The sequence below is a fragment of the Streptomyces sp. C10-9-1 genome, from assembly GCF_024497955.1.
Lineage (GTDB): Bacteria > Actinomycetota > Actinomycetes > Streptomycetales > Streptomycetaceae > Streptomyces > Streptomyces sanyensis.
The window spans coordinates 21,079-33,189 of sequence record NZ_JANHKP010000023.1; the positions used below are offsets into that span (position 1 = coordinate 21,079).

The following is a 12,111-nucleotide window of genomic DNA, read 5'->3' on the forward strand; positions in this document are numbered from 1 at the left end:
TGCCCTTACGCATCGGCCTCCGGCATACGCCCCGTGCCCGGACCCACCAGTTGGAAGCTGCCGAATCCGCCTCGGACGCACCGCCGGCACGGGGTTGAATATCCGCCAATCCACCCCGGCCGCGGCTTTTCGGGAATTTTCCCGGAGACCACGAACCCGGGCCCACCAAACGGACATTACGGCTGATCACCCGTGAGACTTCCGAGCGTCTCCGCACTCGCGGAACGACGTTGACCACCCGATTTCAAGGATCTACCGTGACGTCGAGGTGATCAGCCGACGGCGGAGTGCGTGCACCACCGCAGTCGTAGCGCTGCACCGTTGCGGGAGGTGATGCGAAAGAGCAAGGCAGGAGCGTGATTACCGCCCTTTCCCGGGGGTTACCCCGACCCCCGGCCGAAGGGCAGGTCGACCGAGACGGCCGGTACGGACTCCGCGCGGTGCACCCGGCTCCCGCGCCACCGGCACGTTGACGGGATCACGGGCCCCTTCCCTCTTCCCGTTTCCGCCCCGTCCCCGCGCGCCCGAGACCGACCGCCCCGGCGGGCGCCGCGGAGACCGCCCCCCCACCGCATGGCCTCCGGCGTGACAGCGACCGGCCGGCCGTCGGTTCGCCCCCGCATCCGACCCGAGCGACCGGCTGTGCAGGACCTACTGAAACGGGAGGAAACATCTTGGAGTTTCGGCTTTTGGGTCCCGTCGAGATTCTCTGGCAGGGCCGCAACATCATGCCGACGGCGCCCAAGCCGCGCCAGGTCATCTCCCTCCTCATGCTGCGGCACAACACCGTGGTGCAGGCGTCCGAGCTGATCGACGAGTTATGGCCCGAACGCCCGCCCCCGAGCGCGGTGACCACGCTGCAGACCTACATCTACAAGTTCCGCAAGCTCCTGCTGAAGCAGGGGCTCGGGAACCTCCTCCAGACCCAGCCGGGCGGGTACAGCCTGACCGTTCCGGCGTCCAGCCTGGACGTCAGCCGCTTCGAGGAGCAGGCCGAGGAGGGGCAGGAACTCCTCCAGCAGGGCGACTGTGCGGGCGCGCTGGCCAGCTTCGAACGCGCCCTGGCCCTGTGGCGCGGACCCGCGCTCGCCGACGTCGAGACGGGAGGACGCCTCTTCTCGTACGTGACACGCCTGGAGGAGCTGCGGTTCCGCATCCTCGAACTGCGCATCGAGGCCGACCTGGAGACCGGTCGGCACCGTGAACTCATCAGTGAGCTGAAGTCCCTGGTGCTGGCCCACCCGCTGCACGAGCACCTCCACGGACTGCTCATGCTGGCCCTGCACCGCTCCGGCCGTCGGCACGAGGCCCTGGAGGTCTACCAGAGCCTGCGCCAGAAGATGATCGACGAGCTGGGCCTGGAACCGGGCAAGGAACTCGCCCGCCTCCAGCACACCCTGCTCTCCGACTCGCCCGCCGAACTCCCCGAGCCCCCGCGGAGGCCACGGCTCGGCCCCGCTCCGTCCTCCGCCGCTCCGCCCGGCCCGGCCGCGGCGGCTCCGGTCCCGGCGGCCGGGGCCCCGTCGCCCCCCGGCCCCGCGGTCTCCCTCCCGCCCGGGTCCGGCCCTCCGGCCGGCCGCCAGGCCCCACCCGTTCCCGGCTCCGTGCTCCCGCCGGTGCCGGTGCCGGTGCGCGAGTTGCTCGGGACACCGGCCCAGCTGCCCGCCGGACTTGCGGGGTGGGTCGGCCGCCACGACGTGCTGAAGGAGCTGGAGAGCGCGCTGTGCGAGCCCGACGGACCGGGGGCCGACGGCACGGCGGCCCGCATCAGCGTCGTGACCGGAGCCCCCGGCATAGGCAAGAGCACGGTGGCCGTCCGTCTCGCGCACATGCTCCGTCCGCGCTTCACCGACGGGCAGCTCTACGCGGACCTGCGCGGTTCCTCCCCCGAACCGAGCGACCCCACGGGGGTGCTCCGCGGCTTCCTGCGGGCCCTGGAGGTCCCGGCCTCGCGGATTCCGGAGAGCGTGGAGGAGTGCGGGGCGCTGTTCCGGTCCCACACGTCCGGCCGGCGGATGCTCGTGCTCCTGGACGACGTGGCGTCCTCGGCCCAGATCCGGCACCTGCTGCCCGCCGACCCCCGCTGCGCGCTGCTGATCACCAGTCGCCGCAGGATGACCGCGCTGGTCGAGGCCGAGTGCATCGAGCTGTGCCCGCCGCCCCCCGAGGAGGCCCTGGAGATCCTCGCGGTGCTCGCGGGCAGGCGCCGCGTGGAACGGGAGCCGGAAGCCGCCCACCGGATCGTCGAGCTGCTGGGCAGGCACCCGCTGGCCCTGCGCTGCGTCGGCGGTCGGCTCGCGGCCGGGCCGCACCTCTCGCTGACGGCACTGGCCGACCGGCTCGGCGCCGCGCCCCGGATCCTCGACGCGGCCCGGCTGGGCGAGCTGGACGTGCGGTCCCGGTTCGACGCGAGCTACGCGGGACTCACCCACGCCGAGCAGGGGGTCTTCCGGCTGCTCAGCATGATGGGTGAGGCGCCCTTCTCCGCGGCGCAGGCCGCGGAGTTGCTGAGCCGGCCGGTCCCGGAGGCGGAAGCCGTCCTGGAGGTCCTCGCGGACAACCATCTGCTGGCCACGGACCGCTGTTCCGACAGTGTCGGCCGCTACGTCTTCGACCGGCTCACCCGGGCGTACGCCAAGGAGCGGCTGGAGGAGACCCTCGCCCCGCAGCAGGTGGACGAGGAGGGCGGCCCGGTGGGCCCGCGGCGCCGGTCAGCCGGCGTCGAGACGTTCTCCACGGGTGACCGCCAGACTCGCCGTCATGCGTCCGCGGCCACCGGGCGGACGGACACGACGAGGCGAGGGTGATCCAGCGCATGCCGAACGGGGAACGCGGTTCCGACGACGTCGACGACGCCCGCCCTTCCGGGCACGGTCCCGAGGTGACCTTCGTCAACAGGTTCACCGTGCACGGGTCGACCGCGGAGTTCGAGGAGGTGTTCGCCGGGACGTCCGCCTTCATGGCGCGGCAGCCCGGGTTCGTCCGGCACAGCCTGATGCGGGAGGTGGACGATCCGGCCGGCTATGTGAACCTCGCCGTGTGGACGGATCGCGCCTCGTTCCAAGAGGCTGTCCGGAGACCGGAGTTCGTCCCGCACGCCGCCGCGCTGCGGGCCCTGAGCCGGAGCGAGAACGGGCTCTACACGGCCCGGCTGTCGGTGACGGCGGCCGAGCGGGACTGACGTCGGCGGCGCATCGGGGCGTTCGGTCAGGACAGGGCCTTGAGGACCTCCCGGAGGTTCTCGACGACCGTGTCCTGCGCGTCCGCGGTCAGGGAGGGGTACATGGGCAGCGAGAAGATCCCGCGTGCCAGCTGCTCGGTGACGGGGAGGGAGCCTTCCCGGTAGCCCAGGTGCGCGAAGCCGGTCATCGTGTGGACCGGCCAGGGATAGCTGATGTTGAGCTCGATGCCGCGCTCCCGGAGGGCCGCGATGATCTCGTCCCGGCGCGGGTGGCTCACCACGTAGACGTAGTACACGTGCTCGTTGCCCGGGGCGGTCTCGGGGAGGGTCAGGGCGGTGTCGGCCAGCCCCTCGGCATAGCGCCGGGCCACCTCGCGACGGGCCGCCACGTAGTCGTCGAGCCGCCTGAGCTTGCGGCGGAGGATCTCGGCCTGGACCTCGTCCAGCCGGCTGTTGTGGCCGGGCAGGGCGGTGACGTAGTACCGCTCCTCCATGCCGTAGTAGCGCAGGCGCCGCAGCGCCTGGTCCACCTCCGCGTCGGAGGTGACGACCGCGCCGCCGTCGCCGTAGGCGCCGAGGACCTTCGTCGGGTAGAAGGAGAAGGCGGCCGCCGTTCCCATCGTCCCGGCCGGCCGGCCGTGGTGACGGGCGCCGTGGGCCTGGGCGCAGTCCTCCAGGACGGCCAGGCCGTGCCTGGCGGCCAGTTCCTCCAGGGGGGCCATGTCGACGCACTGGCCGTACAGGTGGACCGGGAGCAGGCAGCGGGTGCGCGGGGTGATGGCGGCCGCCACCTGGGAGACGTCCATGAGGTAGTCCTCGCGCACGTCGACGAAGACGGGTGTCGCGCCGGTGGCGGCGAGGGCGACCACGGTCGGGGCCGCGGTGTTGGAGACGGTGATCACCTCGTCGCCCGGCCCCACCCCGAGGGCCTCAAGGCCGAGTTTGACGGCGTTGGTGCCGTTGTCCACCCCGACGCAGTGCGGGACTCCGTGCCGGGCGGCGAACTCCTCCTCGAACGACCGGACGCTGTCGGCGAGGACGAGGCGGCCCGACCCGAAGACGGTGTCGACCGCGTCGAGAATCTCCTCGCGCTCTGCCGCGTACTCGTCCAGATATCCCCAGACACGAATGGTCACAGGCTTTCTCCATTTCCGGTCGGATAGGCACCGAGTTCAGCGGACCACGCTCGCATCCACCTCGACTGCACCTCGACTCCGCATTCTTGTCCTTGTGGCCCCGGATATCGCGTGGATAGCATCGAAACCATGAAAGGAATCATTCTGGCCGGGGGTACGGGAAGCCGGTTGCATCCGATCACTCTGGCCGTTTCCAAACAGCTCCTGCCGGTCGGCGACAAGCCGATGATCTATTACCCGCTGTCGGTGCTCATGCTGGCCGACATCCGGGACATCCTGGTGATCTCGACCCCGCACGACCTGCCCCAGTTCCGCCGGCTGCTCGGCGACGGCAGCCACCTGGGGCTCCGTATCGACTACGCGGAGCAGCCCAAGCCGAACGGGATCGCGGAGGCCTTCGTCATCGGTGCCGAGCACATCGGAGACGACTCCGTGGCTCTGGTGCTCGGTGACAACATCTTCCACGGGCACTCCTTCTCCGAGGTACTCAGGAAGGAGCGGGACAACTTGCGCGGCTGCCTTCTCTTCGGCTACGAGGTGCATGACCCCGAGCGGTACGGAGTAGGCGAAACAGACGCGAACGGAATGCTGATCTCGATCGAGGAGAAACCGTCCCGCCCCCGCTCGAATCGCGCGATCACCGGCCTCTACTTCTACGACAACGATGTGGTCGCACAGGCTGCGGAACTGCGCCCCTCGGCACGCGGCGAGTTGGAGATCACCGACCTGAACCGCCTGTACATGGAGCGCGGGCAGGCGCGGTTGCGGGAGCTCGGCCGGGGCTTCGCCTGGCTGGACACCGGGACACCCGAGTCCCTGCTCCAGGCGGCTCAGTACGTGCGGACCCTGGAGGAACGGCAGGGGGTGCGGATCGCGTGCGTCGAGGAGGTGGCCCTGCGGAAGGGGTTCATCGCTCCGGAGGAGTGCCACCGGTTGGGCCTGCGGCTGGGCAACTCGGCCTACGGCCGCTACGTGATGACGATCGCCGACGAGTTCGCGACGGCGGTGTGAGTGGTTCCCGGGCGGTGCGCGCCCGGGAACCGCGAAGCGCCGGAGTCCTCCCGGGCCGCGCGCCTCAGGCGCGGCGCGCGACGAACAGGCCCCGTGCCGTCCACTCCGGCCGGAGGTACTCCGCCGGGCAGCCGGCGTCCGCGAAGGCGGCCAGGTACTCCTCGCGCGTGAAGAGGGTGAGGAGGTCGACCTCGGTGAACTCCCTGATGCCCCCGGCCTCGCCGATCACGAACCGGACCTCCATCCGCGTGGTCCGCCCCTCGCGGGTGGAGTGCGAGATCCGGGCGACCGTCCGGTGCTCGTCACTGGCCAGGTCGCCGGCCACGTACCCGTCGAGGAACTGCTCCGGGAACCACCACGGTTCGACGACGAGCACCCCGCCGGGCCGCAGATGGCGGGCCATGGCGGCGACCGCCGCCCGCATGTCCGGGAGGGTCCGCAGATAGCCGATGGCGGTGAAGAGGCAGACCACGGCGTCGAAGCCCCGCCCGAGGTCGAAGGCGCGCATGTCTCCCTGGTGCAGCGGCACGCCGGGGAGCCGGCCGGTGGCGCGCTCCAGCATGGCCTCGGAGAGTTCCAGGCCCTCGACGCGGGCGAACAGGCCCCCGAAGGTCTGGAGATGGGCCCCGGTGCCGCAGGCGACATCCAGCAGGGAGTCCGCCGCGGGCAGGCGGCCCCGGATCAGACGGGCGGTCTCGACCGCCTCGGCGGCCCAGTCCTTCCCGCGTGAGCGGTAGACCAACTCGTAGACCTCCGCCAGGTCGTGACCGAACATCGGCCTCCTTCGGGTGCGGGCCCGCGAGCGGGCGGACGGGGGCCCGCGGCGGGCGCGCGGGCCGGTGGGACTGACGGGCCGTCGGGCTCATTCCTCGACGAGGGCGACCGCGCGGGCCCAGCCCGCCCCGGCGCCGGCGATCTTCACGGGGAAGCAGGAGACCCGGAAGCCGTCCGGACCGGGCAGCGCCTCCAGGTTGGCCAGCCGCTCGATCTGGCAGTACTCGCGGTCCCTGCCGATCATGTGCGCGGGCCACAGCACCGCGCGGTCCCCGGTGGCCCGGTAGCGGGCGATGATGTCGCCGAAGGGGGCGTCCAGGCTGAACGCGTCCGTGCCGATGACCCGGACGCCGAGGTCGAGCAGCAGGTGGACGGCGGGGCCGTCGAGGCCGGCGAAGTCGGTGAAGTACCGCTGGGTGCCCCGGTGGCGCTGCGCGCCGGTGTGCAGCAGGACGATGTCCAGCGGGTCGGGCGTACGGCCGACGCGGGCGAAGGCCTTCTCCAGCCGGTCCGCGCCGATCACGCCGGTCGGCGCGTCGGTGAGGTCGAGCACCATGCCGGGGCGCAGGAACCAGTCCAGCGGCATGCGGTCGATGTGCCGCGGCACGCCGTCGCCGTAGCCGGCCCGGGACCCGTAGTGGGAGGGCGCGTCGACATGGGTGCCGGTGTGGCTGGTGAGGGTGAGGCGGTCGAGGGAGAGGAACTCGCCGTCGGGCAGCTCGTCGGGGTCGAAGTCGATGCCGAAGTGGGTGCGCATCTCCTCGCTCATGTGCACGGCGCCCTCGCGGGGCGTGAGGACGTGGTGCTCCACGGGGTCGGGTTCCCAGAGCGCCGCGTCCACCGGCGAGGACAGGTCGACGATCCTCACATCGCACCTCCAGGAGTCGGGGCCGCCGTCACGGTGGGCATCCTCCTGACCGGGGCCGGAGCAACGGTGGAACCGCAGTGGAACCGGGGGCCGGGCCGGGCACGAGCCCGGCTCCAAGGCGGCGCGCGAGCATCTGCGGCAGCGTCCCGCGCCCCGCGGGCGAGGAGGGAGATCCCTGATGGAGACCGTCGGCCCCCCGGGCGCGCCGCCCGGCCCGGACGCGTCGCTCAGCGCCGGCATACAGCGGTTCCACGCCCGGCAGATGCAGCTGCTCGACTCGGGTGACGCCGAGGCGTGGGCCGCCACCTTCACCGAGGACGGCCTGTTCGCGCCGCCCTCCCTGCCCGAGCCGGTCCGCGGGCGGGCCGCCCTCGCGGCCGGGGTCCGCACGGCGCACGAGGCGCTCGCCGCCGAGGGCGAGGTGCGCCGGCACGTGCTGACCACGGCGGCGGTGGGCGACCCGGAGCCGGACGGCTCGGTGCGCGTGCGGTCGTACGTGCAGGTGGTGGCGACCCGGAAGGACGAGGCGCCGCGGCTGCTCCTGATGTGCGTGTGCGAGGACGTCCTCGTCGTCGAGGACGGGGAGTGGCGGGTGCGCGAGCGGTACGTGACCCGCGACGACAGGCCCTGAGGACGGCGCGGGGCCCGGCGGGACGCCTCCGTGGCGCTCCGCCGGGCCTCGCCCGTACCGCGCCCGGGCCCGGGCGCGTTCCCCGCGTCCGCTCGGGCGGTGCCGCGCGGGGGTGCGTCGGCCCGGTCGGCCGACCGGGCCCTGCGTCAGCGGACGGAGTCCGCCGAGACGACCCCCGGTTTGGGGAAGGGGAGGACGAACCGGCCGCCGGCGCGCAGGAAGCCCGCCTCCTTGCGGAGGATCTCCTCCGCGTAGTTCCACGCCAGCATCAGGTAGACGTCGGGCGGGTCGGCCCGGGCGTCGTCGGGGCTGCGCACCGGGATGTGCGTCCCGGGCAGCACCTTGCCCTGCTTCAGGGAGGTGGTGTCGGTGCAGTAGGCCACCTCGTCCGGCCCCAGGTCGCAGATGTTGAGGATGGTGGTGCCCTTGGCCGAGGCCCCGTAGCCGGCGACCCGGTTGCCCTCCGCCACCAGGGAGCGGACCAGCGCCGGAAGCTCCTCGCGGATGGTCCGCACGCCCCGGGCGAACTCCCGGTAGCCGGAGTCGGTGCCGAGTTCGGCCCGCTGCTCCGCCTCGATCAGGGTCGAGACGGTGCCGGTGACCGGCCGCCCGGCCTCGGGCCGGCCGACGAGGACCAGGAGCGAGCCGCCGTGCACCGGGAGCCGCTCCACGTCGAAGAGGCTCAGTCCGTGCCGGGTGAAGAGCGTGTCCAGGGTGCTCACCAGGAAGTACGACAGGTGCTCGTGGTAGATGGTGTCGAAGGCGAGCTTCTCCAGCATGTCCACCGCGTAGGGGACCTCGATGGCGAGGACCCCGTCGGGAGCGAGCAGCGCGTGCACGCCCGCGAGGACCCCGGACAGGTCGTCGATGTGGGCGAAGACGTGACGGCCGAGGATGAGGCGGGCGAGGCCGTGGGTGCGGTGGACGGCCTCGGCGGTGGCGGCGGTGAAGAACTCGGGGAGCGTCGGTGTCCCCCGCTCGTTGGCGACGGCCGCCAGGTTGCGGGCGGGGTCGACACCGAGCACGCGGGCACCGTTCCGGGCGAAGGCGCCGAGCTGCTGGCCGGTGTTGCTGCCGAACTCCACCACGAGGTCGCCGGGGGCCAGCCCGCCGCGCTCCCGGCAGGTGGCGGCGACGAACTCCATGTGCCGGGTGATGGTGTCCGAGTCGGAGGTGACGTAGCTGTAGCTCCGGTACAGCAGCTCGGGGTCGACGACATGGGTGACGCTCATCAGCCGGCAGGAGCGGCAGGAGAGCACGCCCAGCGGGTAGGCGGCTTCGCCCTCGTAGGAGGCGGCCGGTGCCAGGAAGGCGTTGGCCAGCGGTACGTCGCCGAAGGAGACCACCTCCTGCCAGTCGGAGGCGCCGCAGACCCGGCAGCCGGTGACCGGCCGTATGCGCTCCTCGTGGTCGGCTGCGGCGTTCATGTCCGGACCTTCCTCTCCACGGTCGGTGCCGGGCCCCCCGGCATCAGCAGGCTCTGCAGGCAGGCCACCAGGCTGCGGGCCTGGATGTTGAGGTAGTGGCTGTGCCGCAGCAGCTCGACGAGCTGGTGCGCGGTCATCCACCGGTAGTCGGGGTCGTCGGGCGGGACGTCGAGGTCGGTGTCGACGATCAGGTAGCGGTTGCGCGCGTGGTGGAAGCGTCCGCCCTCCTCCGAGAGGACGGAGTGGAAGCGGACGCGTGCGGGGTCCGGGTGCTCCACCTCGTCCAGGAAGCGCGGTCGGGCACGCCGCGGCAGGTGTTCGTAGGAGGCGGGGGTGCACTGGACGGTGGGCGCCAGTTCCACGACGTCCATGTAGCCCGCCTCGACCCGGGCGTGCATCAGCACGTGCAGCACCCCGCCGATGGGCCGGGTCAGGAAGGCGACGACGCCGGTACCGTGCGGCTCGATCATCGGCTGGGACCAGCGCGCCACCTCCCGGCCGCGGGCCTCCACGTGCAGTCCGACGACGTCGAAGAAGGCGCCGGTGGTGTGGGAGATCCGCTCGGGGGTGCGGTGCCAGCCGGGCAGGCCCGCCAGCGGGACGCGGCGGGCGCGGACCTCGGTGCGGGTGCGGGCCTCGGTGATCCAGCTGAGGACGGCGCCCAGGGAGTGCCGGGCCTCGGCGGAGGGGTCGCACGAGCGGAAGAGGGCGGCCCGGAACGCGTCGGCGGGCGGACCGCACTCCCGGGCCAGCTCCCCGTGGGCGAAGGGCAGGCAGGACAGGACGGTACGGGCGTCCATGTTGACCAGGTCGTCCTCGGCGAGGAGCCGGTGGAGCTGTCCGAGGGTCAGCCAGCGGAAGTCCTCGCGGACCTCCACGTCGCCGTCGGCCTCGACCACCATGTTCCGGTTCCGTTTGTGGTGGAAGGCCGACCCCTGTTCGGACTGGCGTACGTCGACGAGCGGGCCGCGGGGGCCGGGGTCCCGGAACCGGTCCAGATAGGGCACCGGGCGACCGCCGTGGACGCCGGTGTAGTTGCTGCGGGTGGCCTGCACGGTCGGGGAGATCTGCACCCCGTTGGCGTTGCCGGGCTCGGCCTTGGCCTGCATCAGGCAGTGCAGGACCCCGTCGAACTCCTTGACGAGGATGCCCAGGACGCCGACCTCGGGCTGGTTGATGATGGGCTGGCTCCAGGCCGGCACGGCACCGGCCGGCATCCGTACGTCCAGACCCTCCACGGTGAAGAACCCGCCGGTGCGGTGGCGCAGGTTGCCGGTGCCCGGATCGGTCTCCCAGCCGTCCAGGGCGTCGAGGGGGACCCGTTCCACCCGGGTGACGGCGCGCTCGCCGGCCTCTGCGTACCAGTCGTGGAACGTGGCGTGTGCGGTGAGCCCGCCCTCACGCGCGGCCGCCGAGGCGGCGACGCGGAGCGGGGTGGCGGCGCGCGGCGGGGCGGCGCCGCCCGGGACGCGCGCCGTGCGCGCGGTGGCTTCGGTCATGGCAGCTCCACAGGGTGGTCCGCGCGGGAGGCGTCCCACATGTCCTTGATCGATTCGGGCAGGTCCACCACCGGCCGCCAGCCCAGGAGCAGGGCCGCGCGGCCGATGTCGGCCAGGGTCCAGTCGTCGCCCCGGGAGTCGACGGGGGCGGTGCGCAGCCGGACGGCTCCGGGCGGCGGGGCGGCCGCGGCGATGAGCAGGTCGAGCAGGTGGGACACGGGTACGGCCTCGCCGCGGCCCACGTTGATGACCTGTCCGGCCACCGGCGCGGTGGCGGCCGTCAGGACGGCGGCGGCCAGGTCCCGTACGTCGAGGAAGTCCCGGCGGGCGTCGGCGACGGTCAGCTCGGCAGGCCGGCCGGGCGTGGCGGCACGCAGTCGGCGCACGGCCGCGCCGAGGAAGCCGACGTCCGTCGCGTCCGGGCCGCAGAGGTTGACGGCGCGCAGCACCACCCCGTCCACCAGTCCTTCGCGGGTGGCCCGGAGCACGGCCTCGCCGCCGGCGAGCTTGGTGCGCGCGTAGGCGGAGACGGGGCGGGGCACGCGCACCTCGTCGGCGGCCGTGCCGGCGGGGAGCGGGCCGTACTCGTGGACGGACCCGATCTGCACCAGCCGGAGCGGACTCGGTGCCCGGGCGAGCGCGGCGATCAGGTTCCGCACGAGGAGGACGTGGGCGCGCTCGTTCTCCTTCTCCCCGGTGACCCAGCCGCCGGCCGCGTTGACCACCGTGTCCACGCCGGCCTCGGCGAGCAGGCCGCCGAGCACGGCGGGGTCGGCCGCGGCCGCGTCGAGGGCCAGGAACCGGCGGCCGGCCCGGCCGGAGGGCCGGCGGCGCGCCACTTCGACGACCGGGCGGCCGGTCCGGGCGAACGCGGCGGTCACCGCACGTCCCACGCAGCCGGTCGCCCCCAACACGGCCACGGCGGGGCCGCGTTCGGCGGTCATCGTGCCGGGCCGCCGCACAGCGCCCGCTCGATCTCCAGGCACCGGCGGTACTCCGGGAGCGTGCCGGCCTTCTCGGCCGCCTCCAGGGTCGGCGCGGCCCTGTCGCGTTCGGACATGACCGGGTCGAGGTGCTTCGGCAGCGGCAGCCCGAGGGCCGGGTCGAAGACGGACAGGGCCAGTTCGTTCTCCGGCACGTACTCGCCCGAGAGCATGTACGACATCACGGTGTCGCCCTCCAGCGCCACGAAGGCGTGCGCCACGCCCACCGGGAAGTAGACCGCCCGGAAGTCCTCCTGATCGAGCAGCACGGCCTCCGATCGGCCGTAGGTGGGCGAGCCGGTCCGGACGTCGATGACGATGTCCAGCGCCCGGCCGCGGGCGCAGTAGACGTACTTGGCGATCCCCGGGGGAGTGAGGGTGTAGTGGGCGCCCCGGATCGAACCGCGGCGGGAGCGGCTGTGGTTGGTCTGGGCCACGGGGAACAGGGGGTGGCCGAGGGCCTGTCGGGCGGCGGTCTCCTGAAAGGGGGAGACGAAGAGCCCCCGTTCGTCGGTGAAGACCTTCGGGCGGAACTCGAACGCGCCGTCCACGGCGAGCTGTCGCGACTGCATGACACCGTCCTCGTTGCTGGTGGTGGTGC

Annotated in this window: 11 protein-coding genes; 4 read left to right on the plus strand and 7 right to left on the minus strand. The window is 72.9% G+C overall.

Features of this window, described 5'->3' with window-relative positions; translation table 11 throughout:
- The first annotated feature begins 674 nt into the window (after positions 1-674).
- Both NPS70_RS26615 and NPS70_RS26620 read left to right on the plus strand, forming a co-directional pair.
- Positions 675-2,807 carry an AfsR/SARP family transcriptional regulator gene (locus NPS70_RS26615; protein ID WP_256526983.1) on the plus strand — a complete coding sequence of 711 codons (2,133 nt, stop codon included), beginning with the start codon at positions 675-677 and terminating at the stop codon, positions 2,805-2,807.
- A gap of 8 nt (positions 2,808-2,815) precedes the next feature.
- A complete protein-coding gene (locus NPS70_RS26620) occupies positions 2,816-3,181 on the plus strand; it encodes an antibiotic biosynthesis monooxygenase (protein WP_256526984.1) in 366 nt (121 codons plus the stop codon).
- A gap of 26 nt (positions 3,182-3,207) precedes the next feature.
- On the opposite strand, the gene NPS70_RS26625 is transcribed toward NPS70_RS26620, so the two are convergent.
- On the minus strand, positions 3,208-4,317 hold the full coding sequence (locus NPS70_RS26625) for a DegT/DnrJ/EryC1/StrS family aminotransferase (protein WP_256526985.1): 1,110 nt from the start codon (positions 4,315-4,317) through the stop codon (positions 3,208-3,210).
- Positions 4,318-4,446: 129 nt separating this feature from the next.
- Between NPS70_RS26625 and rfbA the strand changes: the two genes are divergently transcribed.
- Positions 4,447-5,328 carry a glucose-1-phosphate thymidylyltransferase RfbA gene (gene rfbA / locus NPS70_RS26630; protein WP_256526986.1) on the plus strand — a complete coding sequence of 294 codons (882 nt, stop codon included), beginning with the start codon at positions 4,447-4,449 and terminating at the stop codon, positions 5,326-5,328.
- 64 nt (positions 5,329-5,392) lie between these two features.
- Here rfbA and NPS70_RS26635 read toward each other — a convergent pair whose 3' ends face one another.
- Complete coding sequence (locus NPS70_RS26635) at positions 5,393-6,103, minus strand: trans-aconitate 2-methyltransferase (protein ID WP_256526987.1); 711 nt, start codon at positions 6,101-6,103, stop codon at positions 5,393-5,395.
- An 87-nt stretch (positions 6,104-6,190) separates the two neighbouring features.
- Positions 6,191-6,970, minus strand: coding sequence for a cyclase family protein (locus NPS70_RS26640; protein ID WP_256526988.1), 780 nt, complete (start codon positions 6,968-6,970; stop codon positions 6,191-6,193).
- 178 nt (positions 6,971-7,148) lie between these two features.
- Between NPS70_RS26640 and NPS70_RS26645 the strand changes: the two genes are divergently transcribed.
- Entirely contained in the window at positions 7,149-7,601 is a 453-nt protein-coding gene (locus NPS70_RS26645; RefSeq protein ID WP_256526989.1) for a nuclear transport factor 2 family protein, read from the plus strand.
- Between the two features lie 146 nt (positions 7,602-7,747).
- Here the strand turns inward: NPS70_RS26645 and NPS70_RS26650 are convergent, their stop codons facing one another.
- From NPS70_RS26650 to NPS70_RS26665, 4 genes are read right to left on the minus strand one after another with little or no spacing between them, the layout of a single operon-like run.
- Complete coding sequence (locus NPS70_RS26650; protein WP_256526990.1) at positions 7,748-9,028, minus strand: class I SAM-dependent methyltransferase; 1,281 nt, start codon at positions 9,026-9,028, stop codon at positions 7,748-7,750.
- Entirely contained in the window at positions 9,025-10,527 is a 1,503-nt protein-coding gene (locus NPS70_RS26655) for an NDP-hexose 2,3-dehydratase family protein (protein WP_256526991.1), read from the minus strand. Before NPS70_RS26655 ends, NPS70_RS26650 begins: the two co-directional genes overlap by 4 nt.
- Positions 10,524-11,471 carry an NAD(P)-dependent oxidoreductase gene (locus NPS70_RS26660; RefSeq protein ID WP_305886402.1) on the minus strand — a complete coding sequence of 316 codons (948 nt, stop codon included), beginning with the start codon at positions 11,469-11,471 and terminating at the stop codon, positions 10,524-10,526. Before NPS70_RS26660 ends, NPS70_RS26655 begins: the two co-directional genes overlap by 4 nt.
- The gene (locus NPS70_RS26665) at positions 11,468-12,082 is read right to left on the minus strand and encodes a dTDP-4-dehydrorhamnose 3,5-epimerase family protein (protein WP_256526993.1); all 615 of its coding nucleotides are present in this window, start codon (positions 12,080-12,082) and stop codon (positions 11,468-11,470) included. The genes NPS70_RS26660 and NPS70_RS26665 overlap by 4 nt, the downstream gene beginning before the upstream one ends.
- Positions 12,083-12,111 lie beyond the last annotated feature (29 nt).